This window comes from Burkholderia crassaminum (assembly GCF_964265005.1).
GTDB lineage: Bacteria > Pseudomonadota > Gammaproteobacteria > Burkholderiales > Burkholderiaceae > Burkholderia.
The window spans coordinates 2,786,605-2,809,918 of the sequence record NZ_OZ183799.1; the positions used below are offsets into that span (position 1 = coordinate 2,786,605).

Consider the following 23,314-nt stretch of genomic DNA (forward strand, 5'->3'; position numbering starts at 1 on the left):
CGAAGCGGAGGTGCGGCCTTCGATCACGGCCGAACCGGACGATCGATCGTGCGGCGCGTCAGCCGAGCAGCGGACGCAGCTCGTTGACGACCTTGAGCTTCGTCTCCGGCGCGCGGCCCTTGCGTGCGCGCTTGCCGATGTGCGGCGCCAGCCCCGCATACGACAGCGTCTCGTCCTGCGCCTTGCCGCCGCGGCCGGTGCCGATCAGCACGACGCCGGCAGGATCGATCGCAAGCGCCTGAACCAGCGCTTCCTTGTCGTCGAGCGCCATCAGGATCACGCCGCGACCGCCGCCGGACAGCGTCTTCATCTCGTCCATCCCGAACACCAGCAGGCGGCCGCCGCTCGACAGGCACGCGACCTGCGTCGCATTCGGCAGCACGGGCATCGGCGCGAGCGGCACCGCGCCCGTATCGATCGTCATGAACGCCTTGCCGGCCTTCACGCGGCTCACCATGTCGCCGACCTTCGCGAGGAAGCCGAAGCCGTTGCTCGACGCGAGCAGCAGTTGCTGGTCGGCCGGCGCCGCGTAGTAGTGCATCAGGTGCGAGCCCGATTCGAGCTCGATCAGCGACGTGACCGGCACGCCGTCGCCGCGCCCGCCCGGCAGCACCGACACGTCGACCGAGTACACGCGGCCGCTGCTGCCCCACGCGATCAGGCGGTCCGGCGTGCGGCACTGGAATGCCGCGTACAGATGATCGCCGGCCTTGAACGTGAAGCCGGCCGGGTCGAGCCCGTGGCCCTTCAGCGCACGCACCCAGCCCTTCTGCGACACGACGACCGTCACCGGCTCGTCGACCACCTTCGCCTCGAACGTCGCGCGCTTTTCCTGCTGGATCAGCGTGCGGCGATCGTCGCCGTACTGCTTCGCGTCGGCCTCGATCTCCTTGATCATCAGCCGCTTCATCGCGCTTTCGTTCGCGAGCAGTTCCTCGAGCTTCGCCTTCTCGTCGCGCAGCGCTTCGAGTTCCTTCTCGATCTTGATCTTCTCGAGCCGCGCGAGCTGGCGCAGCCGGATTTCGAGAATGTCTTCCGCCTGCCGTTCGCTGAGGCCGAACGCGCTCATCAGCGCGGCCTTCGGCTCGTCCGACTCGCGGATGATGCGAATCACCTCGTCGATGTTCAGGAAGACGATCATCCGCCCTTCGAGGATGTGGATGCGGTCGTCGACCTTCGCGAGACGATGGCGGCAACGGCGCGTCATCGTCAGCTGGCGGAACTTCACCCATTCGTCGAGGATCGTCAGCAGGCCCTTCTGGCCCGGCCGGCCATCGGCGCCGATCATCACGAGGTTCAGCGTCGCGTTCGATTCGAGGCTCGTGTACGCGAGCAGCGTGTTCACGAATTCCGTCTGGTCGATCGTGCGCGACTTCGGCTCGAACACGAGCCGCACCGCCGCTTCCTTGCCCGACTCGTCACGCACCGCGTCGAGCAGGTCGAGCATCGCCTTCTTCGTGTTCAGTTGCTCGGGCGTGAGCGTCTTCTTGCCGAGCTTGAGCTTCGGGTTCGTCAGTTCCTCGATTTCCTCGAGCACCTTCTGGCCCGACGTGCTCGGCGGCAGCTCGGTGACGACCAACTGCCACTGGCCGCGCGCGAGATCCTCGATCTTCCATTTCGCGCGCACCTTCAGGCTGCCGCGGCCGGTTTCATAGGCCGCCGCGATTTCGGTGTCGCTCGAGATGATCTGGCCGCCGCCCGGGAAATCCGGGCCGGGGATCAGGTTCATCAGCTCCGCGTGCGTAAGCTTCGGATTGCGGATCAATGTGACCGCCGCCGCCGCGACCTCGCGCAGGTTGTGCGACGGGATTTCGGTGGCGAGACCGACCGCGATGCCCGACGCGCCGTTCAGCAGCACGAACGGCATGCGGCTCGGCAGCGTCTTCGGCTCCTCGAACGAGCCGTCGTAGTTCGGCATGAAGTCGACCGTGCCCTGGTCGATCTCGTCGAGCAGCAGCTTCGCGATCGGCGTGAGCCGCGCTTCGGTGTATCGCATCGCCGCCGCGCCGTCGCCGTCGCGCGAGCCGAAGTTGCCCTGCCCGTCGATCAGCGGGTAGCGCAGCGAGAAATCCTGCGCGAGACGCACCAGTGCGTCGTACGCCGACTGGTCGCCGTGCGGGTGGTATTTACCAAGCACGTCGCCGACCACGCGCGCCGATTTCACCGGCTTCGCGTCCGGGCCGAGGCCCATTTCGTTCATCGCGAACAGGATCCGGCGCTGCACCGGCTTCTGGCCGTCGCACACGTCGGGCAGCGCGCGGCTCTTCACGACGCTGACCGCGTAGCTGAGATACGCCTGCTCCGCGTAGTTGCCGAGCGTCAGCGCATCGCTCTCGGGCGCATCGGAGCCGGCAAAGAGATCGGAGGTGTTGTCGTCCATCTGAATTCCGTATTCGTAAGTGGCGTGAGGCCGGGCCGGGCGTCATGCCCGGCCGCGCGGATTCCCGGCTTAAATGTCCGCTTCGACGTCGTTGCCCTTTTCCTCGAGCCAGCCGCGCCGCGCGGCTGCCTCGCCCTTGCCCATCAGCATCGTCATGCGCGCGACGGTCGCCTCGTAATCGAGCTCGCCGAGCTTCACCGGCATCAGGCGGCGCGTGTCGGGGTTCATCGTGGTATCCCACAGCTGCTCGGCGCTCATTTCGCCGAGACCCTTGAAGCGGCTGATGCTCCATTGGGTCTCGCGCACGCCGTCCTTGCGCAGCTTGTCGAGGATTGCTTCCAGTTCGCCGTCGTCGAGCGCATAGAGCTTCTGCGCGGCCTTCTTGCCGCGCGCCGGCGCATCGACGCGGAACAGCGGCGGACGCGCGACGCACACGTGGCCGCGCTCGATCAGTTGCGGGAAATGCTTGAAGAACAGCGTGAGCAGCAGCACCTGGATGTGCGAGCCGTCGACGTCCGCGTCCGACAGGATGCAGATCTTGCCGTAGCGCAGGTTCGACAGGTCGACGCTTTCGTCCGGGCTGTGCGGATCGACGCCGATCGCCACCGAGATGTCGTGCACCTCGTTGTTCGCGAACAGGCGGTCGCGCTCGGTTTCCCACGTGTTCAGCACCTTGCCGCGCAGCGGCAGGATCGCCTGGTATTCCTTGTCGCGGCCCATCTTCGCGGAGCCGCCCGCCGAGTCGCCCTCGACGAGGAACAGTTCGTTGCGCGTAATGTCCTCGGTTTCGCAGTCGGTCAGCTTGCCGGGCAGCACCGCGACGCCCGAGCTCTTGCGCTTCTCGACCTTCTGGCCTGCGCGCGTGCGCGCCTGCGCCTGCTTGATCACGAGTTCGGCAAGCTTCTTGCCGTGCTCGACGTGCTGGTTCAGCCACAGTTCGAGCGCGGGACGCGAGAACGACGACACGAGCTTCACCGCGTCGCGGCTGTTCAGGCGTTCCTTGATCTGCCCCTGGAACTGCGGATCGAGCACCTTCGCTGACAGCACGAACGACACGCGCGCGAATACGTCTTCCGCGAGCAGCTTCACGCCCTTCGGCTGCAGGTTGTGCAGTTCGACGAAGCTTTTCACCGCCTGGTAGAGACCGTCGCGCAGGCCGGATTCATGCGTGCCGCCGGCCGGCGTCGGGATCAGGTTCACGTACGACTCGCGCACGAGCGAACCTTCCTCGCTCCATGCGACGACCCACGACGCGCCCTCGCCTTCGGCGAAGGTGTCGTCGCCCGAACGCGAATCGGCGAAACGCTCGCCTTCGAACAGCGGGATCAGCAGCTCGCTGCCGTTCATTTCGTCGAGCAGGTAGCCGCGCAGGCCGTCTTCATATTTCCAGGTCTGGCGCTCGCCGCTCTTCTCGTTGACGAGCACGACCTCGACGCCCGGCAACAGCACGGCCTTCGAGCGCAGCAGGCGCTGCAGCTCGCCGAGCGGCAGGTTCGGCGAATCGAAGTACTTCGTATTCGGCCACACCTGCACGCGCGTGCCGGATTTCTTCTCGCCGCGGCCCGCGCCCTGCGTCACGAGCGGCTTCACCACATCGCCTTCGGCAAAGCCGAGCTCCGCGATCTTGCCGTCGCGCCACACCGTCACGTCGAGGCGCGTCGCGAGCGCATTCGTCACCGATACGCCGACGCCGTGCAGGCCGCCGGAGAACGTGTAGGCGCCGCCTGCGGCCTTGTCGAACTTGCCGCCCGCATGCAGGCGCGTGAACACGATCTCGACGACCGGCACGCCCTCTTCAGGGTGCATGCCGAACGGGATGCCGCGGCCGTCGTCCTCGACCGAGACCGACTGGTCGGCGTGCAGCGTGACCGTGATCTGCTTGCCGTAGCCGCCGAGCGCCTCGTCGGACGCGTTGTCGATGACTTCCTGGATGATGTGCAGCGGATTTTCGGTACGGGTGTACATGCCGGGCCGCTGCTTGACCGGCTCGAGACCCTTGAGCACCTTGATCGATGCTTCGCTATAGGCCGCGCTGGGTTTCTTCGTAGACATAGGCGCTGAATTTCGTCATTCATCGGGACGTTGTCCACACCTCGTGTGGATAACGTCGTGGACAAAACGTTGAGTTCCGTAAAAAAGCGAATCGAAACAACGGTGTGCTTGGACTGCTCCGAAAGCGGGCGCGCGGCGTTGGCTGCGCTGCCCGGGACGCGCGGTATTTTACTGGTTCCGCGTGGCACGCCAATCGCGGAATCGCGCGCAGCGGCCGCCGGCCGCGCGACGCGTCACACGTATTACGCGGGCTTGCGCTTCGCCTCGAGCGTTTCCCACCGTTCGAGCGCGGCGAGCAATTCGTCGTCGATCGCCGCGAACCGCTCGGTCAGGCGCGTGCCTTCCTGCGGATCCTTCGCGAAGATCGAACCGTCTTCGAGCCGGGCATTGATCGTCTTCTGCTCCTCTTCGAGCGCGGCGATCTTCTCCGGCAGCGAATCGAGCTCGCGCTGCTCGTTGAACGACAGCTTCACCGTGCGTTGCGCGTTGCGGCCCGCAGCGCTTTTCGCCGTGTCTTCCTTGACAGGTGCCGCCTCCTTGACCGCGCGCTTCGCGGCTTCCTGCTGCGCGAGCTGATCCGCGCGCGCGCTCTGGATCTGCCAGTCGCTGAAGCCGCCGACATATTCGCGCCACTTGCCGTCGCCCTCGGCCGCGATCACCGACGTCACGACGTTGTCGAGGAACGCGCGATCGTGGCTGACGAGCAGCACCGTGCCGTCGTAGTCGGCCAGCAGTTCCTCGAGCAGTTCGAGCGTCTGGATGTCGAGGTCGTTGGTCGGTTCGTCGAGCACCAGCACGTTGGCCGGACGCGCGAACAGGCGCGCGAGCAGCAACCGGTTGCGCTCGCCGCCCGACAGCGACTTCACCGGCGAACGTGCGCGTTCCGGCGCGAACAGGAAATCGCCGAGATAGCTCATCACGTGCTTGCGCACGCCGCCGATCTCGACCCATTCGCTGCCGGGGCTGATCGTATCCGCGAGACTCTTTTCCTGGTCGAGCTGCGCACGCATCTGGTCGAAATAGGCGACCTGCAGGTTGGTGCCGATGCGCACCGTGCCTTCGTCGGGCTTCAGTTCGCCGAGAATCAGCTTGAGCAGCGTCGTCTTGCCAGCGCCGTTCGGGCCGATGAAGCCGATCTTGTCGCCGCGCATCACCGTCGTCGAGAAACGATCGACAACCGCGCGGCCGCCGTAGCGCTTCGTCACGTCGGTCAGCTCCGCGACGATCTTGCCGGACTTCTCGCCCTGCGCGACATCTAGCTTCACGTTGCCCAGCGTGTTGCGGCGGTCCGCGCGCTCGTTGCGCATCTGCACGAGCCGCGCGATGCGGCCGACGCTGCGCGTGCGGCGCGCTTCGACCCCCTTGCGGATCCACACTTCTTCCTGCGCGAGCAGCTTGTCGAACTTCTCGTTTTCCACGCGCTCGACTTCGAGCTGCTGCGCCTTGCGCGTCTGGTACGCGGAGAAATTGCCCGGGTACGACAGCAGCCGGCCGCGGTCGAGATCGACGATACGCGTCGCGACGCGGTCGAGGAACGCGCGATCGTGCGTGATGAACAGCAGGCCCGCGCGCTGCGTGACGAGCAACTCTTCCAGCCAGCGAATGCCGTCGAAGTCGAGGTGGTTGGTCGGTTCGTCGAGCAGCAGCACGTCGGGCTGCAGCACCAGCGCGCGCGCCAGCGCGACACGCTTCTGCATCCCGCCCGACAGCGCGTCGACGGGCGCGTCGACGTCCGCCAGGCCGATCTGCGCGAGCGTCATCGACACGCGCGTGCGCCAGCTCCACGCGTCGTGCGCGTCGAGCGACGACTGCAGCGCGTTCATCCGCGCGAGCAGCGCATCGTGTTCGGCGCCTTCGGGTATATCTGCGAGGCGGTGCGCGATCGAATCGTATTCTTCGAGCAATTCGCGCGTGTGTGCGAGCCCCGATGCGACTGCATCGAACACCGTCGCGCCCGGTTCGAATTCAGGCTCCTGCGGCACATAGACGGTCACGAGCTCCTGCTGGCGCGTGACCAGCCCGTCGTCGGGCTTCGCGAGACCGGCGACGATCTTCAGCAGCGACGACTTGCCCGCGCCGTTGCGGCCGATCAAGCCGACGCGCTCGCCGGCTTCCAGCGAGAAATCCGCGTGATCGAGCAACGCGACGTGACCGAACGCGAGCTGCGCGCCGGTAATGGAATAGAGCGACATGGGGAGACGGCGAAGAGAGGAATCGGAAGCGCCCATTGTACCGGGCGCGGGCGCCGGCACCGGTATGGCCGGACGGATAAGGTGCAAGACCGGTCGCGCGCGGCGGTTACCGGAGGTCGGGTGCCGCGCGCGGGCGGCGGGCACCCGAGCCCGCCGGCGCGGGCGCACTCCGTCACGAGGACGGCCTGGCCGCCCTCGCGGATATACGTGCTTACTTGACGTTGACGGAGATGGTCGAGCTCATTTCGGGACCGTACGAGCGGTGCGCGCCGTCACCGAACTGCAGCGTCAGCGTGTGCTGGCCCGGCGGCAGCTTGATGTCGGTTTCGGTCTGTGCCTTGCCGAAGTGCAGCGAACGTTCGCTCGCGGGAATCACGTCGCCCTTCGGAATCGGTCGGCCGTCGATCAGCAGGTGATGATGGCCGGTATCCGGCGTCATGTCGCCGGCAGGCCGAAGCTCCATCCCTTCGAGCCCGAACTTCACGTGCACCGGGTTCGACACCGTCGCGCCGTCGCTCGGCGCTTCGAAATACACGCGCGCCTCGGCCCGCGCGACCGTCGACACGGCCATCGCCGCCACGCATACCGCACTCGCGATCCACTTTCTGTTCAGCATCGCATTCTCCTTATGGTTGGACAGCCCGGGAAGCATACACCGCACGTACGGCATATGCGTTTCGGTTGCATTGTTCGCGATGCGTACGTTTAAAACGACGTTGCGCAGGCGTTCGGCGAAATTCCGGTACCATTGCGCCTTTCGTCCGCCGGCCAGGTCGCGGACGGCATCACCGGATTTCCATTTTCCCGAGCGTCACATGAGCGAAGTAACCGAATACCAGAGCTGGGTCTGCCTGATTTGCGGGTGGGTCTACAACGAAGCGGAAGGACTGCCCGACGAAGGCATCGCACCTGGCACCCGTTTCGCCGACATTCCCGCCGACTGGCGCTGCCCGCTGTGCGACGTGGGCAAGGACGATTTCGTCGTCGTCGATTTCTGATTTCGCGATGTTCTGATCGCGGTTGATTGCGCGATCGCGCGCGTTGGTGTGCATTCCGCCCCGCCGACGCGCCGCGCGTTTGCTATACTCTGCGCGCTGTCCACACTGCCTCCGGTTCGCGTTGTTTCGTGCGATCACCCGGACATGGCTCTCCCCGTAGTTCAATGGATAGAACAAGCGCCTCCTAAGCGCTAGATACAGGTTCGATTCCTGTCGGGGGGACCAAGAATCCTCCAAAGTTTCACCAGCTTCGCTACAAGAACCCCATCACGCTTGGCTGTGCGGGGTTTTGTTGCAAGCGTCCACCAGTGGTGTAAACAACCCCCGAGGCGCCAGTACATTGCGCTCACCGACCTCACGGTCCACGCAGCCAAGCCCGCTGAGAAACAACAGAAGCTTTATGACGCGGCGGACTGCTACTGATAACACCAGCCGACGGCAGCGATGGGTTTTAGTACCGCGTCGACGGCAAAGAAAAGAGCCTGGCTCTCGGCACGTACCCGGAGGTATCGCTTGTCGCGATAGCGCGCGAATAGCTTGCTACAGGTATCGCCCCAAGCGAAACAAAGAAAGCCGACAAGTGTGCTGCGCAACTGGCTGCCGCTAGTTCGTTCGAAATCGTCGCATACGAATGGTTTGAGACTCAGTGCCGTAGATGGTCCGAGGTTCACGCAGGCAATGTCATCAACTGCCTTGAAGCCGACATATTTCCTCGACTCGGCGCCCGGTCGATCGCGAGCATCGACGCTCCCGAACTGCTGGCGATCGTCAGCGCAGTCGAAGCGCTCGGGGTGCGCTGATTCGGGCCACGTACCGGCTGCTAGGGGTCTCACATAGCGGCTTCTACGAATGGCTCGGCAGCAACGGCGCACAGGAAAATGTCCGGCTTACGCGCAGGTTCGAGAAAGCTTCGAATTGAGCGATAAGACATATTGTAGTCCACGCATCTGGCATGACTTGCGTGCTGCCGGCGAACGATGCTGCGTGAATCGTTTGACCAGGTTAATACGGTCGGCCGGACTTAAAGCCCGTTAGCGCCAACGTCGTTGCCGAGTAGCTTGGAGGCCTCGGCCGCCCGTGACATCGCACCAAATCATCTGCAACGTCAGTTTGAAACCGATGCCCCGAATCAGAAATGGGGCGAAGACTTCACCTATACATGGACCGCCGAAGGCTGGCTGTTTGTCGTCGCCATCACGGAGTTGTACTCACGCCGTATCATCGGTTGGTCGATAGGCGACACGATGCGCCCGAAGATGATTGCAGACGCTACATTGATGGCACGCTGGCGACGTGGCCGGCCAGTCGAGCAACGTATTCGGGCTAGTGAACCCGTCCGGGAAAGCGATTGAAGACCAGCCAGCACCGACAAAGATCGACGATCCGAATCACCGGGGCATTGTGGTGAATGTCGCACCATACGAAAGGATGTTCAACGCCAAAAGATGCTGCCGGCTGATCCGGACATGTGCTTTGATTCCGCGAGCCCCTCATCCGATACCGCATTGACGTCACGGCGGGCAGAAAACTCCGGATCGGCGGATGCCGCAAACGACGTCAGAGCAGCACCCTCCCCGAAACTAGACCAACCGGGACGGCATCGACGTCGTTTTCAGCATCATCGCGGGTACACACCAGCCTGATCCTTCCTTTCCGCTATGTGGCTTCTGACGAGTTCGCGATAAAATACGGGCCATCAAATCAAACATCGGGGCACGACGTGGGAGAGGACTTTGCAGGCGCTGGGGCGCGCCACTGGGCGGACGCCGAGCTTCTGATGAAAGAAGGGCGCCGGGAAAACGCGGACCAGCTTTACGGAATCTCAGCCGAGTGCGCGATCAAGACAGCCCTCATAAGCCCACCGGGCCATGAAAGAGCGGGGGAACTCCCTGGCACCTTTCGGCATCACGTCGATGAGCTGTGGGACAGGGTTTCCATAAACTCCATTCCACGACATCTGGCAGGTCTTGCATCTCTACTTCGGCATAGCAACCCATTCTCCGACTGGACCATTGAACAGCGGTATTGGGGAACGGTAGAACTGACTGACGATGTCATCGAGCGGCACCGCTTAAGCGCGAAACGATTGCTAACCGCGGTACACGTGGTTGGTCAAAGGGGAAACTGACGATGGTCATGTTCGATGATGTACTGGAAATTGCGAAGGCAGCACTTCTCGAGAAGTTTGGTGAACACGTGCCGGAAACCTACATCGTTCGGGATACCACGGGAGCGATTGTCGTCATTCTTCCCGACACATCGCTGAGGGACGACGAGTGGGATCCGTTGGCGCAGAAGTTACACGAAAATCTGGAACAATATAGCCCCGGATTACGCCGCGTTCTCCTGAAGCAATCGGACCTAATCGACGCCGACGATGTTATTAAGTCACCCGATAAAGTTGGTGCATTAGGCATGGCCGGTGTCTACCTTATCGATCGCTTGGTGACGAACCAAGACTGGTTGCGCGAACCACTTACGCTCACTCCGCCAATACCGACCGCCGTCGCGTTTAGCGTCAAAGGCGGCGTGGGCCGGAGCACGGCGTTAGCTATGTTTGCGTGGTACTTGTCGCGTCAAGGAAAGCGCGTCCTCGTTATCGACCTAGACCTCGAAGCTCCGGGTATTGGATCAATGCTTTCCAGTGAACTCCCGAAGTTCGGTCTCATCGATTGGCTGACGGAAGATCTAAATGGTCGTGGCGACCGAGCGCTACTCGAGCAATGCGTCTCGAGATGTCCGATTGACATGGATACCGACGGCATCATCAGCGTTATTCCGGCTTATGGTCAATCGACCAACAATTACATATCCAAGCTCGGCCGTGTGTACATGCCGGCAGTCGACGAAGCTGGCGAAATGGTTGGCCTTGCTGACAGGCTCGCTAGGCTACTTACAGTTGGTGCTTCATTGGATTTTGCGCCCGATGTAATTCTGCTCGATGCAAGAGCAGGGCTGCATGACATCGGCTCGGCCGCAGTGACGCGCCTCGGAGCTGAAGCGTTATTTTTCGCACGTAATGACGCGCAGAACTGGTGGGCATATGGGCAGCTCTTTGACCATCTCCGCAAGGCGAAATCCGTGCAACAGGGCATGGGCAACGACGACGACTTGCGCTGGAGGTTGAAGATGATAGGCGCGCAGACGGAGCCGCGAGAAGACGCCCGGCGGGCATGGGTTCAAGCGTCCTATGATATCTGGAATCGGTTTTATGATGACGAGACTGCTGGTCGGAACGGAGATTTCGAACCGCAAGTGTTCGACAGGTTTAGTGCCGAAGCACCACACTATCCGTTGTTTGTGAATTTTGACCCAGCGGTTCGTTCTCTTTCGCTGACGTCGCCGAACGCAAAGCCTGACTGGGCCTTTATCCAAGGTGTTTTTGGCGAGTTTTTTGATGGTGTCCGCGCACGTCTTTGGCCGACCAGTACAGAGAATTTGCAGGAGTAGAGATTGAAAGAGACAAAATACCGATTCGATGCACATGAAATTCGACTTGCGCTCACTCGGATTGATGATACGTCGCAAGAGTCTCTGCGCCCGCCGAATCGGAACACGCTATACATGCCCGCATCTCACGCCAAAGCTCTTGGATTGAGCTCCAGTGTTGTTGTGGGTATGCGAGGCTCCGGCAAAAGCTATTGGACGGCAGTATTGAACAGTACCGAGCATCGAAATTATGTGGCTCGTGCCGGCCGTCTGCCAGAACTTCTCAAAACTGACGTCGCAATCGGATTTGCTCTTGATCCGAGTTCGGAAGAGTTTCCAACTCCTATGGAACTTTCGAACTTGACCAATGCCGGCATCGATCCCTCGGATGTATGGCATACGATTGTGCTCTCGCATGCTCTTCGAGCATTGAACCGCACTGGGTTCGAGGATGAAAGCTGGGAGGAGGCAGTCCAGTGGTTCGCAGACAATCGTACTGAGGGCGCTAATTTACTCGCACAATGCGACCGTGAACTCGCAGATCAGGGGCGATCACTGCTTGTTATTTTTGATGCTCTAGATCGAATTGGAAGTGATTGGACAGAAGTTCGCGGGTATCTTCGATCACTTCTGCAGTTTGCATTAAATTGCCGATCGCGTCGTGCGTTGCGGCTTAAAATATTTCTCCGGCCAGATATGGAGGAAGATGAAGAAGTTTGGAACTTCGTTGACAGTTCGAAACTTCGAGCAAATCGAGTCGAGCTCACGTGGAGACCGAGCGATTTGTTCGCGCTTGTCCTCATGTATCTTGCAAACGAAGCAGACGTCGGTGACGTATTCCGCACCGAGATTTCGAAACGGGCGAAGGTTGAATGGGCAGCCGACTCGGAGACCTTTCAGCTACCTCGAACACTTACGTATGGCGAACATCCGGCTCGCGCAATTATCGAAGCCGTAACCGGCGAGTGGGTGGGGACATCAGCAAAGCGCGGCTACGTTTATACGTGGATCCCAACGCATCTCGCGGATGCACGCGGACGCCTTAGCCCTCGGAGTTTCCTACTTGCGTTTAGAGCGGCCGCTGAATGGACCGAAGAACACGAGCCTGAACATGATCGTGCCTTGCACTTTCGCGGTATTCAACAAGGCGTGGCAAAGGCCTCGGAAATTCGTGTGGCCGAAATTTCTGAAGACTATCCTTGGGTCAGACCGCTGTTGGAAGCTGCTCGTGGACTGACCGTCCCGTGCTTCGCCGAGGATCTTACAAGTCACTGGAAGCGGACTTGGATGGAAAGATTCCGCGCAGCAATCGCGGAAAAACTGCCTCCGCGCCGCTTTGGTACTGACCCTCTCAGAATGGGTACGTCGGAAGCTCTGATCGAAGATCTAGTCGAATTGGCAATGGTTTACCGCACTGAAGATGGCCGTCTCAACATGCCAGATATTTTTCGTGTAGGTTTTGGCATTCGCCGAATGGGTGGGGTTCGTCCACCGCGATAGTCTTAGCACCATCGCGAGGTTAATGTCCCAAAGTACGCAATAGGGAGGGGGTGACCGAGTTGCGGCACACATCAATTGCCCGAACGGGTTCGCAAGAAGGGATCCTGCTAGTCACAGTGACACCACGGTAGATTGAGACACGAACACATCCGAATTGGCCCCCTCATTGCCTCGCGCGCTACGAGGTTCTTTGGGGGTCTTTTTTTGACAATAGCCCCCTTTCCCAGCACAAAAGCATAAGTCCTGCCGGGACCAGCCATCCTCATGGTTTCATCCACTTTCCCACGCTCAAGTACCGCAACGACGGCGACGAAAATCGCCTGACGTCGAAGCAGACCGGCGAGCACCAGCAGTCAACCCACACGCCAGATCGTCGCACCCGGTGAAGGCGAATCGCGGCTTCCAATCGACTTAAATCAAAGATCGTTTGACTCTCCACATCAGCCCGAGTACACTTCGCGCCGCGGGGTGGAGCAGTCTGGCAGCTCGTCGGGCTCATAACCCGAAGGTCGTAGGTTCAAATCCTACCCCCGCAACCAATACCGAAGCCCGCTCTGCGAAAGCAAGCGGGCTTTTTGCTTTCCGCATGCACCGCTGCGTGTGCGCTGACTGGCAGCATCGCCGCCGAATTGCGCAACATTCAGCTGCCGGCATCCCCTGCGACACACGATCGCATCCCGCCCGATCGCCACGGCCTCACGCCAGAGATTGCGTAGAATTCCGAACCTTCCCAAGCATCCGGACTCCCGCAATGATTCGAGCGATCGCGGCACTCGCCGCGCTTTCAGCGATGACCGGCACGGCGAACGCAGCCGACACCATCACCGCGCCCGCGAAGCAGCGCTATGTCAGCCCCGGCATCGCCAACATCACGAACGCAGCAGCACCTCGCCTGGAAAACGCCTCCCCCAACTCACGTTGCCGTGAACTCGCCGCAGGCATAGACGCCGTGACGCACACCCCCGACCGCGGCCAGAAGGTCGTGCGCGGGATGGGCCCGGACGGCAAGCCGCGCAACGAACTGCGCGCTTACGACAAGCGGGCCGATCTCGAAGCCGAGCATCAACGGCTCGGCTGCCGATAGCGAACGCAACGCCGCCCGGTCAACTCACACCGGGCGCCAACAATCACGCGTTCGCACCGCCGTCGATCGTCAACCCGGTCCCGTTGATCGACCGCCCTTCCGGCCCGACGACGAACGCGACGAGCGCCGCGACGTCGTCGGCCTTGCCGTACTGCGGAATCGCCATCCGCGAACGCTGCGCACCGGCATGTTCGCCGTCGGCCGGGTTCATGTCGGTATCCGTCGACCCTGGATGCACGATATTGACCGTGATGCCGCGCGGGCCCAGATCGCGCGCGAGCCCCTGCGTCCAGCCGATCAGCGCGGCCTTGCTCGCCGCATAGAGGCTCATCCCCGCATCAGGCACGCGCGTCGCGAGGCAACTGCCGGTCGACACGATGCGCCCGCCCTCGCCGAGATGCCGCGCCGCCGCCTGCGACGCGACGATCACCGCCCGCACGTTCACGTTCAGCGTCGCGTCGATATCGTCGAGTGTGAGGTCCGCCAGCGCGCCGGCCCGGAAAATACCCGCGTTGTTGACGAGGATGTCGAGACCGCCGAGCGCCTCGGCGGCACGATCGACCGCGTCGCGCACGGCCACCGGATCGGCGCTGTCGGCCTGGATCGCGACGGCGCGTCGGCCCAACGCCTCGATGCCGGCAACGACGGCCTGCGCCCGCTCGGCCGATTTCTCGTAGGTAATCGCGACGTCCGCGCCATCGGCCGCCAGCCGTTTCGCGATCGCCGCACCGATGCCGCGGCTGCCGCCCGTGATAAGTGCACGCTTGCCCTGAAGTCGGTTCATGTCGGTTCCTTTCCTCATTTATGTAATGACCGACACAGAATGTGCGAAGTTGCGCGGCACAGTCAATTGATTTATTTTATCGATCGACACAGATATCGACGAAGGAACGGACGCAATGGCTGAACGAGGCCGACCGAGAAGCTTCGACAAGGAAGCGGCGCTGGAACGCGCGATGGAGGTGTTCTGGCGCCTCGGCTACGAAGGCGCGTCGATGACCGACCTGACGGCCGCGATGGGCATCGCATCGCCGAGCCTGTATGCGGCGTTCGGCAGCAAGGAAGCGTTGTTCCGGCAGGCGCTCGAGCACTACCGCGCAACGGAAGGAAAGGAAATCTGGGGGGGCGTCGAGCAGGCCGGCAGCGCGCACGACGCCGTGCGGAACTACCTGATGGATACCGCACGCGTGTTCACGCGGCGGTCGAAGCCGGCCGGCTGCCTGGTCGTGCTGTCGGCGCTGCACCCGGCCGAGCGTTCCGATACGGTTCGGCAAACGCTGATCGCGATGCGCGAGGGCACGGTCGAGAGTCTGCGCGAGCGCCTCAGGCAAGGTGTCGCGACCGGCGAGATCACAAAACAGGCAAACCTCGACGCGATCGCGCGGTACTACGTGACGGTCCAGCAGGGCATGTCGATCCAGGCGCGCGACGGTGCGAGCCGTCGCGACCTGGAGGCCGTCGCGATGGCTGCGCTGGCCGCGTGGCCAGCGCTCGTCGGCGCGGGCGGCGCGTAGCGGCAGGACGCCGCAGCCGCACGCGGCCGCGCCGGCAGGTTACTGCTTTGCAGCGTGCTGCACGTCCTTCGACGCATGCCACACGCGATAGCGCACCTCGAAACCGTCCGGCACGTAGACGACGAGCGGCAGGCGGCTGTTGTAGCGCAGGAGCTGACCATCGCCGCGTACCTGCACGAACCGTTGCTGCGGCGCCTGCCCCGGGCACGCCATCAGCGTCGATGCCGGCCCCTTCACGTCGGTGAGCTGGTAGTACGTATAGCCCCAGCCCTTCACGTCCTCGGCGCTCAGCTCGCCGCCGAACCACTGCTGGTTGCAGTCGGTCTGCAACGTCTTGCCGATCATCAGCTCGACGCGTGCATCGCCTTCGTTCTCGAGTGCGGGCAGCGCGATCACGACGCGCTGCTGGCCGGCGGCTGCCTGCGGAAACATCTTGATCGACTCGGCCGGCACGGCGGGCGCCGATGCAGGCCCGGCCACGCAGGCGGCGGCAGTCGTCACGCAGAAGGCGGCCAGCGCGGCCCGGATCGCGAATTTCATCGATGTACTCCTGAAAAACAAATGAGCCCCGGATGCTAACACTTTCGCCGCACGACCTTACGGCGCTGTAATTTGACGACACAATTGCAAACAGCTGGCAATCCCCTTGCGCGGTACTTATAGGGGAACCAACGGAGAACATCATGCTGAAGCTCATTGCTGCCGCCGGCGTCGCGACCTTGCTGGCCGGCTGCGTCGTCGCCCCGGATGCCGGATACGGCTACGGGCAGCCCTACTATTCCGATCCTGGCTACGCATACGCGCCGTCCCCCGTGTACGGCACGGTCAATATCTGGGGCGGTGGCGGCGGGCGCGACTGGGATCGCGGCCGGCGCGATTACCACCGTTGGGACGGCGATCGTGGAAACCGCGGCAATGGCTGGGGACGCGGCGGACGCCGCGGCGACTGGAATGATGGCGGCGGGCGCGGTGACGGAGGCGGCGGCCATCGGCACTGACGCGCATTTGCAACCGTTTGTATCCGCGCACGGCCCACCGACGGCCAGCGCGTCACGCAGACGAACGGACGGCCGCGCAAAAGACAAAGGCCCTCGCATGAAGCGAGGGCCTTTTGTCGTCCGGTGCGGCGAAGCGAACGCCGGCGGCGCCGGCCGTTCACGCGTCACGCATCCGCCCGCTTACCAGCCGGCCGGTTGCGCGTAGCCGCCCGATACGGGCGCACCGCACACATACGCGCGCTGGTAGCGGTCGTAGCAATAGTTCGGGCCGTCGTCCTGGTACTGCGCCTGCTGGTAGGTCGGATAGGCAGGCTGCTGGTACGCGGGGGCCTGGTAGTACGTCGGCGGCTGATAGGCCGGTGCCTGGTATGCGGGCGCCTGATAGGCAACGGGCGGATTCATCGCGGACGTCACGATCGCGCCCAGCACCGCGCCGCCGATCAATGCGCCGATGACGGCGCCGCCGTCGCGGCCATGCGCGGACGCCGGACCCGCCACGGCAAGCGAACCGGCGAGGACACACACTGCGGCAATTTTTTTCATGATGGACTCCCACGCGAAGTGGTACTGGATGCGATGCATTGTGGCGGCACGCGGCCGTAATAGATGCAGCAAGTGGTAACGCGCGATTACCGCTATCACGCACACCGAAATGCGGCGCCGCCATGCTACGATTTTCGGCATACAGGAGACGCCGTCATGCAGCCCGAAACCGCCCGCCGTTTCGATACCGAATTCGCCCCGCGCATCGCGCACGCGATCGCAGCCTTCTTCACCGATCACGTTCTGACCGACGTCGTCCCGTATGGCGGCCACGGGCACCCGACGCGCGTGCAGATCCGCAGCGCGCCGCACGAGCATGTCAGCGGCTTCGAGCATCCGCTGAACCTCGAACTGACCTGGGACACCGACGAAATCGAGCGGCTGATGGAGCCGGACGGCCGGCAGCGCTTCGAGCACTACCTGGCCGCACTGCCGAAAAAGCTGGGTGCATGGGAAGGCGCGCGCGACATCGATCTCCTGTCGCGCACGCAGGCCGACCCGCTCGTGCGGCTCGGCGGCCTCGACTTCGAAGGCTGAGTGCCGGCGTCGCGCCATGCGGCCCGGTGATACACTCGACCGGCCCCGCTCCGGTGCAGTTGCGCCGGCCGGGACGCTCATCGCCGCCTCCACCCTTGCGCATGGTTGTGTACGCAACCGGCAACCGGGCGCGCGGACAACCACGCATTTGCTCCCGCCATGAACGCCGACGTCGGCCTGCCGCTTCCACAACGCTACTGGGCAATTCTCTGCGTCGCACTGGGCATCACGCTCGCCGTGCTCGATGGCGCCATCGCGAACGTCGCGCTGCCGACGATCGCGCGCGACCTGCACGCGTCCGACGCCGGATCGATCTGGATCGTCAACGCGTACCAGCTCGCGGTCACGATCACGCTGCTGCCGCTTGCCTCGCTCGGCGAGCGCATCGGCTATCGCCGCATCTATATCGCGGGGCTCGCGCTGTTCACCGCGGCGTCGCTCGGTTGCGCGCTCGCCGGCTCGTTGCCGATGCTGGCCGTGATGCGCGTGATCCAGGGTTTCGGCGCGGCCGGCATCATGAGCGTGAACGCGGCGCTCGTGCGGATGATCTACCCGTCGTCGATGCTCGGGCGCGGGCTGTCGATCAACGCGATGGTGGTGGCGTTGTCGTCGGCGATCGGGCCGACGGTCGCATCCGCGATCCTGTCGTTCGCATCGTGGCCGTGGCTGTTCGCGGTCAACGTGCCGATCGGCATCGCCGCGGTAATCGGCAGCCTGCGCGCGCTGCCATCCAACCCGCTGCACGATGCGCCGTACGATTTCCCGAGCGCACTGATGAACGCGTGCGTGTTCGGGCTGCTGATCACGGCGGTCGACGGGCTCGGTCACGGTGAAGGCCATGCGTACGTCGCGGCCGAGCTGGCCGTCGCGTTCGTCGTCGGCTACTTCTTCGTGAAGCGCCAGCTGTCGCAACCGGCGCCGCTGCTGCCCGTCGACCTGATGCGCATCCCGATGTTCGCACTGTCGATCTACACGTCGATGGCTTCGTTCACGTCGCAGATGCTCGCGTTCGTCGCGCTGCCGTTCTGGCTGCAGAACTCGCTCGGCTTCTCGCAGGTCGAGACGGGCCTCTACATGACGCCGTGGCCGCTCGTGATCGTGTTCGCCGCGCCGCTCGCGGGCGTGCTGTCGGATCGCTATTCGGCAGGCATCCTCGGTGGAATCGGGCTCGCACTGTTCGCGGCCGGGCTGCTGTCGCTCGCGACGATCGGCGCGCACCCGGGCACCGTCGACATCGTGTGGCGGATGGCGCTGTGCGGTGCAGGCTTCGGGTTGTTCCAGTCGCCGAACAACCGCGCGATGCTGTCGTCGGCGCCGCGCGAACGCAGCGGTGGCGCGGGCGGCATGCTGAGCACCGCGCGGCTGACCGGCCAGACGCTTGGCGCCGCGCTCGTCGCGTTGATTTTTGGGCTCGTCCCCGATCGCGGGCCGACGATTGCGCTCTATGTCGCCGCGGCATTCGCGGCGGTGGCCGCGGTCGTCAGCATGCTGCGCATCGCGTCGCCGCGACCGGGCGCGGCGACCTGACACCGCCGAACGCCGCACGCAGATCGCCGCGCGTCATTCGGCGTCGAGCGCGTCCATCACGAAACGCACGCGCGCCTGCACACTCACGCGCGGCAGTTCGATCAGCCAGTAGCCATATGACGTGTAGCACTCGACCATCGCGTCATAGGTGCGCAAGGCTTCCGCGAAATCCTGCCGACGCTCGGTGTCCTGTGCATAGATGTCCGGCCACGGCGGCGCGATGAACACGCGCCGGTGATAGCGGAAACGGCGCGCCGCGGCCTCCGCATGCGCGGGCACGGCCAGCCCCGTCAGCCGCAGATAGCCGATCACGTCCGGCACGCCACGATCGAAGAACACGGGCCCGCGCGCATGCTGCGCGAGATCGTACGAGCGCATCTCCCAGCTCAGCATCAGCTCGGCAAACGCGGCCGGGTCGCGCCACGGCAACGCCTGACCGTCGATCGCCATCTGGTCGCGGATCACGCCGCGCCCGGCTTCCTGCGAGCGCGCGTAACCGGCGTGCTCGAGCGCATCGAGCAACGTACTCTTGCCCGAACCCGGGCCACCGGTCACGACGAAGAAGCGGCGGGTGGCGTCGTCGATCGCGTCGTCCTCCGCGCCGGGCCCCTGTACGATCTCACGCATGCACGACCCGCCGGCCTGCGCGCCGCGTGACCGACGCGGCGGCCGCGACACTGCGCAAGTCGGCGACGAACGTATCGCGCCAGACCGACAGGTCGTTCCCGCGCAGCCGCGCGAGGTTTTCCTCATGACGCGCCTGCCGCTCCGCGAGCGGCATCGACAGCGCACGCTCGAGCGCCTCGGCCATCTGCGACAGGTCGTACGGATTGACGAGGAGCGCGCCGGTCAGTTCGGCCGCCGCGCCCGCGAACTCCGACAACACGAGTACGCCCGGATCGGCCGGATCCTGCGACGCGACGTACTCCTTCGCGACGAGATTCATCCCGTCGCGCAACGGCGTCACGTAGCCGACCTGCGACATCCGGAAGAACGCCATCAGCAGGTTGCGCTCGTACTTGCGGTTCAGGTACTGGATCGGTGTCCAGTCGAGCTGCGAGAAGCGGCCGTTGATGCGGCCGGCCTCGCCTTCGAGCGTTTCGCGAATGTCCTGATAGGTCTGCACGTCGGAACGCGTGGGTGGTGCGATCTGCAGGAGCGACACGCGCCCCTGCCAGCCCGGCGCGTTCGCGAGCATCCGCTCGAACGCCTGGAAGCGCTCGACGAGCCCCTTCGAATAATCGAGGCGGTCGACGCTCATCACCAGCTTGCGGCCGTCGAGCGCCTCGCGCAGCATCTTCACCGGCTTGCGCGCGCCGTACTGGACGGCCGCTTGCGCGATCGCGTCGGGATGGACCCCGATCGGATAGGCGGCGACCTTCACGACGCGACCGTGCGCATGCAGCATCCCGTCGTCGCTCGCCGCGCCGATCCCGCGCCGCTCGATGTAGTCGGTAAACGCCTGCTTGTCTGCCTCGGTCTGGAAGCCCGCGACGTCGTACGCGCACATGAACTTCACGAGCTCCTCGTGCGGCGGCACGAGACGCAGCATGTCGGGCGACGGAAACGGAATGTGCAGGAAGAAGCCGATCGGGTTCGTCACGCCGAGCTCGCGCAGGTAATGCGCGAACGGCAGCAGGTGATAGTCGTGCACCCAGATCAGGTCGTCGGGGCGCAGCAATGCGGCGAGCTGCTTTGCAAGCATCGCGTTCACGCGCAGATAACCCGCGTACTCCTGGCGGTCGAAGCGTGCGAGATCGCCGCGGTAATGGAACACCGGCCACAGCGTCGCGTTCGAGAAGCCGCGGTAGTACTGGTCGTAGTCACGGCGGGTCAGCCCGACCGTCGCGTAGGTGACGTTGCCGTCCTGCTGGATCGCGGGCCCGGTGTCGGGTGCGCCGACGATCTCGCCGTTCCAGCCGAACCAGACGCCGCCCGTTTCCTTCAGCGCGTCCATCACGCCGACCGCCAGGCCACCGGCGCTCGGGCGCGTGTCCTCGCCGGCGGCGACACGGTTCGATACCACGATCAATCTGCTCATGCGGCTTCCCCTCCTCGATTCGATTGGCTGGCGCGCGGCGCGCGCCAAGGCGGACACGGCTGCCCGAAAGCGACCGTGCGGCGATTCAGACGTGAGAAATGCAGGTGTGAAAGGCAGCGGCGGAAGACGGCGGCAACGACATCAGGCGTCCTGCTCCTGGCCGAGATCCCGCTGATAGTCGAGCCCTTCCGGGCGGGCGCCGCCCTGGTTGTGATCGCCGTCCGACGGCGTCTCGCCGGGCGCGCCGGCAGGCGGTGCCGATGGCGCGTCGGTCTGCGGACGCGGGCGGTCCGCCGCTGCGTCAGGCGGCCGGGGCGAAAACCGTTTCGAACGGCGCATGGCCGGGTGTCTCATGTGCGGCGCGGCCCGAGGCCGTCGTAGAAACATTCCATAACTGAAAAGTCTAGGTCGCTTCCTTGCACGCCAAAGTAACAATTACCTTCAATTTGTAACGTTTCGACCCCGCACGATCCACGTGTCCGACAATAGCGCCGCGCGCACGCGCGCGGCATGCCGTCCGGCGATTTGTCAAAGCTTTGCAGTTTTCCTATGACAATTGCGAAACAATGACGCGGCATGAGGGCGCGCATGCGTTGCCGCTCACCCAGACAGGACTTGCACTCAGGGATGAACATTCGTTTCGAATCGCCGCGCCGGGCCATCTCGGCGCGCATCGTGCTGGCCGCGATCGCCACGGCCGCACTGCTGTCCGGCTGCAACTCGCTGTACAGCGAGGGCGCGACAGCCGGCGCCGGTATCGCGGGCGCCGCGATCGCCTCCAAGGTCACCAACAACGCCGCCGCGGCGACGGGCATCGGCCTCGGCGCCGTCGCCGGCGCGCGTGCGGGCGTCCAGTACACGCAGCGCGTCGCACACCGTTACACACAGGAACAGATCGCGAAGGCAGCCGGCCCGCTCGACGTAGGCGGCGTCGCGCCGTGGTCGACGCACCACTCGTTCCCGATCGAGGACGACGAGCAGGGCCGCGTGACGGTCAGCCGGATGATCAGTGTCGGCCCGCTCGACTGCAAGGAAATCGTGTTCGCCGTCGACACGCCCGCGAAAGCCGACAAGGCCGCGCAATCCGCGTTCTACGTCGCCACGATCTGCCGCGACGGCCCCGCGTGGAAATGGGCGTCGGCGGAACCGGCGACCGAACGCTGGGGCGCGCTGCAATGAGCGTCGCAATCCGTATCGCGGCCATCGGCGCGCTTTGCGCGGCGGCGGCCACGCTGTCGGGCTGCGGGTCGGTCGGCGCGGCGAGCGGCGCGCTTGCCGGCGCCGCGACGGGCCTCGTCACCGCGAACCCGGCGGTCGGCATCGGCGTCGGGATTGCCGTGCAGGCCGCGACCGACGAAGCCGTCAACCGCACGATGAAGCAGCTCCATCAGAACCAGCAGGACGCGATCGCGAAGGTAGTCGGCAGCCTGGCCGTCGGCGAAGTGAAGCCGTGGAAGGTGAAGAACACGCTGCCGCTGGAAAACGGCGAAGGCGAGGTGCGCGTCGCGCGCGCGTACTCGTCGGCACTCGCGTTGTGCAAGGAATTCGCGTTTTCGGTGAAGGACGGCGACAAGGCCGACTGGTATTTCGCGAACGCGTGCCAGCAAGGCACGCACTGGAAGTGGGCGTCGGCGGAACCGGCGGTCGATCGGTGGGGGAATTTGCAGTAAGGAGGCCGTGCGCATCATGCGGGCAGACCCCGCTGCCCCGGACTTCGCGCGGGACGCCACATCACCCTGCCCTTGATCGCGGCGGACAATGCATCGTCCGGATTCCGGAAAATCGATCCGGCTCAGCGGACGGCTTTCCCGATCAGATCGCTCAGGTAGCGCTCCAGCACGCTGAACCGGACGATCGACGCATTCCGCCTCGTCGGATGCGGACTCGCCGCGGCCCTGACGTCGACCGGCAAATCATCCCTCAGCCACATCTCCGGAATGTGCAACCTGGTGTACGTTCCGCCCGCGATTTCCTCAAGAACCATGTGTCCGCGCCACGGATACTCGCCGAACGACCCGGATCGTGCGCTGACGAACATGAGGGCACGCTCCCCGACCTGCAGCGGTACGTTACCCCAGGTCGGCGGACCGCCGACGAACTCGAGCTCAGCCCCGAGATGGTCCGGTGCAATGCCCTTTCCAGTGGAATAGAGGTGTTCGACCTGAGCACGAAACACTTGTGGGCGTGGAGAATCGAGAACGGATACAAGCACCAGATCGTACTGTTCAGCGGCGACCGCATACAGCCCCGTCTTCTCGCTCATGGGCACCTTTTGGATCGCTGACGAGGTTCGAAGGCATCGAATCGGCCCTGCAATCGACAGGATTCGTTGCACCAGCCTCCGGCACTTGCCTGCCAGCCTGTCAGCGCATCGGCGATGCGCGTCACCGGCAAACGTCCCGGCCGCGACGGACTCAGTGCCTTTTGCTCTGCCAACGAACCGGGCGCCCGTCGCCGGCGCCAGGGACAAGCCGCGCTCGCATCGACACGAAGCGGTCGAATGAAATCGCGAAACCGGC

At 64.1% G+C, this 23,314-nt stretch carries 22 protein-coding genes, 2 tRNA genes and 1 pseudogene; 14 read left to right on the forward strand and 11 right to left on the reverse strand.

The features are described 5' to 3' along the window. Positions 1-58 precede the first annotated feature (58 nt). From parC to ACPTTF_RS12890, 4 genes are all read right to left on the reverse strand, one after another. Positions 59-2,380: a DNA topoisomerase IV subunit A gene (gene parC / locus ACPTTF_RS12875; protein WP_423371373.1), complete on the reverse strand. Its 2,322-nt coding sequence runs from the start codon at positions 2,378-2,380 to the stop codon at positions 59-61. A 69-nt stretch (positions 2,381-2,449) separates the two neighbouring features. Next, positions 2,450-4,432 carry a DNA topoisomerase IV subunit B gene (locus tag ACPTTF_RS12880; RefSeq protein WP_423371374.1) on the reverse strand — a complete coding sequence of 661 codons (1,983 nt, stop codon included), beginning with the start codon at positions 4,430-4,432 and terminating at the stop codon, positions 2,450-2,452. Between the two features lie 242 nt (positions 4,433-4,674). Continuing rightward, on the reverse strand, positions 4,675-6,624 hold the full coding sequence (locus ACPTTF_RS12885; RefSeq protein WP_423371375.1) for an ATP-binding cassette domain-containing protein: 1,950 nt from the start codon (positions 6,622-6,624) through the stop codon (positions 4,675-4,677). A gap of 211 nt (positions 6,625-6,835) precedes the next feature. After that, positions 6,836-7,240: a DUF4399 domain-containing protein gene (locus tag ACPTTF_RS12890; RefSeq protein ID WP_166960952.1), complete on the reverse strand. Its 405-nt coding sequence runs from the start codon at positions 7,238-7,240 to the stop codon at positions 6,836-6,838. A 199-nt stretch (positions 7,241-7,439) separates the two neighbouring features. Between ACPTTF_RS12890 and ACPTTF_RS12895 the strand changes: the two genes are divergently transcribed. The 8 genes and pseudogenes from ACPTTF_RS12895 to ACPTTF_RS12930 all read left to right on the forward strand — a co-directional run bounded on the left by ACPTTF_RS12895 (position 7,440) and on the right by ACPTTF_RS12930 (position 13,635). Further along, a complete protein-coding gene (locus ACPTTF_RS12895; protein ID WP_045567368.1) occupies positions 7,440-7,622 on the forward strand; it encodes a rubredoxin in 183 nt (60 codons plus the stop codon). Positions 7,623-7,772: 150 nt separating this feature from the next. Then, positions 7,773-7,847: transfer RNA gene (locus tag ACPTTF_RS12900), tRNA-Arg, on the forward strand. A gap of 392 nt (positions 7,848-8,239) precedes the next feature. Continuing rightward, positions 8,240-8,422, forward strand: coding sequence for a phage integrase central domain-containing protein (locus ACPTTF_RS12905; protein ID WP_423371885.1), 183 nt, complete (start codon positions 8,240-8,242; stop codon positions 8,420-8,422). Positions 8,423-8,424: 2 nt separating this feature from the next. Then, a pseudogene (locus tag ACPTTF_RS12910) lies at positions 8,425-8,932 on the forward strand (DDE-type integrase/transposase/recombinase); the annotation flags it as partial. An 820-nt stretch (positions 8,933-9,752) separates the two neighbouring features. Continuing rightward, the gene (locus ACPTTF_RS12915) at positions 9,753-11,072 is read left to right on the forward strand and encodes a tyrosine-protein kinase family protein (protein ID WP_423371376.1); all 1,320 of its coding nucleotides are present in this window, start codon (positions 9,753-9,755) and stop codon (positions 11,070-11,072) included. Positions 11,073-11,075: 3 nt separating this feature from the next. Further along, positions 11,076-12,551 carry a hypothetical protein gene (locus ACPTTF_RS12920; protein ID WP_423371377.1) on the forward strand — a complete coding sequence of 492 codons (1,476 nt, stop codon included), beginning with the start codon at positions 11,076-11,078 and terminating at the stop codon, positions 12,549-12,551. Between the two features lie 462 nt (positions 12,552-13,013). Further along, a tRNA-Met gene (locus tag ACPTTF_RS12925) sits at positions 13,014-13,090 on the forward strand. Between the two features lie 212 nt (positions 13,091-13,302). Then, positions 13,303-13,635: a hypothetical protein gene (locus ACPTTF_RS12930; RefSeq protein WP_423371378.1), complete on the forward strand. Its 333-nt coding sequence runs from the start codon at positions 13,303-13,305 to the stop codon at positions 13,633-13,635. Positions 13,636-13,678: 43 nt separating this feature from the next. On the opposite strand, the gene ACPTTF_RS12935 is transcribed toward ACPTTF_RS12930, so the two are convergent. Then, complete coding sequence (locus ACPTTF_RS12935; protein ID WP_423371379.1) at positions 13,679-14,419, reverse strand: SDR family NAD(P)-dependent oxidoreductase; 741 nt, start codon at positions 14,417-14,419, stop codon at positions 13,679-13,681. 115 nt (positions 14,420-14,534) lie between these two features. On the opposite strand from ACPTTF_RS12935, the gene ACPTTF_RS12940 reads away from it, so the two are divergent. Then, a complete protein-coding gene (locus ACPTTF_RS12940; protein ID WP_423371380.1) occupies positions 14,535-15,149 on the forward strand; it encodes a TetR/AcrR family transcriptional regulator in 615 nt (204 codons plus the stop codon). Between the two features lie 39 nt (positions 15,150-15,188). Here ACPTTF_RS12940 and eco read toward each other — a convergent pair whose 3' ends face one another. After that, the gene (gene eco, locus ACPTTF_RS12945; RefSeq protein ID WP_166961000.1) at positions 15,189-15,689 is read right to left on the reverse strand and encodes a serine protease inhibitor ecotin; all 501 of its coding nucleotides are present in this window, start codon (positions 15,687-15,689) and stop codon (positions 15,189-15,191) included. 143 nt (positions 15,690-15,832) lie between these two features. On the opposite strand from eco, the gene ACPTTF_RS12950 reads away from it, so the two are divergent. Continuing rightward, positions 15,833-16,147 carry a hypothetical protein gene (locus ACPTTF_RS12950; RefSeq protein ID WP_034190701.1) on the forward strand — a complete coding sequence of 105 codons (315 nt, stop codon included), beginning with the start codon at positions 15,833-15,835 and terminating at the stop codon, positions 16,145-16,147. A 180-nt stretch (positions 16,148-16,327) separates the two neighbouring features. Here ACPTTF_RS12950 and ACPTTF_RS12955 read toward each other — a convergent pair whose 3' ends face one another. Continuing rightward, the gene (locus ACPTTF_RS12955) at positions 16,328-16,729 is read right to left on the reverse strand and encodes a hypothetical protein (protein ID WP_011352835.1); all 402 of its coding nucleotides are present in this window, start codon (positions 16,727-16,729) and stop codon (positions 16,328-16,330) included. Between the two features lie 117 nt (positions 16,730-16,846). Between ACPTTF_RS12955 and ACPTTF_RS12960 the strand changes: the two genes are divergently transcribed. Together ACPTTF_RS12960 and ACPTTF_RS12965 are read left to right on the forward strand one after the other, a co-directional pair. Further along, positions 16,847-17,227, forward strand: a complete 381-nt coding sequence (locus ACPTTF_RS12960) for a DUF5594 family protein (protein WP_423371381.1) — start codon at positions 16,847-16,849, stop codon at positions 17,225-17,227. Between the two features lie 159 nt (positions 17,228-17,386). After that, positions 17,387-18,754 (forward strand): MFS transporter, encoded by a 1,368-nt coding sequence (locus ACPTTF_RS12965; RefSeq protein WP_423371382.1) that lies wholly within the window; start codon positions 17,387-17,389, stop codon positions 18,752-18,754. 33 nt (positions 18,755-18,787) lie between these two features. On the opposite strand, the gene ACPTTF_RS12970 is transcribed toward ACPTTF_RS12965, so the two are convergent. From ACPTTF_RS12970 to ACPTTF_RS12980, 3 genes are all read right to left on the reverse strand, one after another. Continuing rightward, entirely contained in the window at positions 18,788-19,381 is a 594-nt protein-coding gene (locus ACPTTF_RS12970) for an AAA family ATPase (RefSeq protein ID WP_423371383.1), read from the reverse strand. Beyond that, the gene (gene otsA / locus ACPTTF_RS12975) at positions 19,374-20,795 is read right to left on the reverse strand and encodes an alpha,alpha-trehalose-phosphate synthase (UDP-forming) (protein ID WP_423371384.1); all 1,422 of its coding nucleotides are present in this window, start codon (positions 20,793-20,795) and stop codon (positions 19,374-19,376) included. Before otsA ends, ACPTTF_RS12970 begins: the two co-directional genes overlap by 8 nt. A 141-nt stretch (positions 20,796-20,936) precedes the next feature. Continuing rightward, entirely contained in the window at positions 20,937-21,134 is a 198-nt protein-coding gene (locus ACPTTF_RS12980) for a hypothetical protein (RefSeq protein ID WP_423371385.1), read from the reverse strand. Between the two features lie 288 nt (positions 21,135-21,422). Here ACPTTF_RS12980 and ACPTTF_RS12985 point away from each other — a divergent pair, with 288 nt between their 5' ends. Together ACPTTF_RS12985 and ACPTTF_RS12990 are read left to right on the forward strand one after the other, a co-directional pair. Then, positions 21,423-21,974: a hypothetical protein gene (locus ACPTTF_RS12985; protein ID WP_166961015.1), complete on the forward strand. Its 552-nt coding sequence runs from the start codon at positions 21,423-21,425 to the stop codon at positions 21,972-21,974. After that, on the forward strand, positions 21,971-22,465 hold the full coding sequence (locus ACPTTF_RS12990) for a hypothetical protein (RefSeq protein WP_166961018.1): 495 nt from the start codon (positions 21,971-21,973) through the stop codon (positions 22,463-22,465). Before ACPTTF_RS12985 ends, ACPTTF_RS12990 begins: the two co-directional genes overlap by 4 nt. Before the next feature lie 122 nt (positions 22,466-22,587). On the opposite strand, the gene ACPTTF_RS12995 is transcribed toward ACPTTF_RS12990, so the two are convergent. Then, a complete protein-coding gene (locus ACPTTF_RS12995) occupies positions 22,588-23,058 on the reverse strand; it encodes a hypothetical protein (protein ID WP_166961021.1) in 471 nt (156 codons plus the stop codon). Between the last annotated feature and the right edge of the window lie 256 nt (positions 23,059-23,314).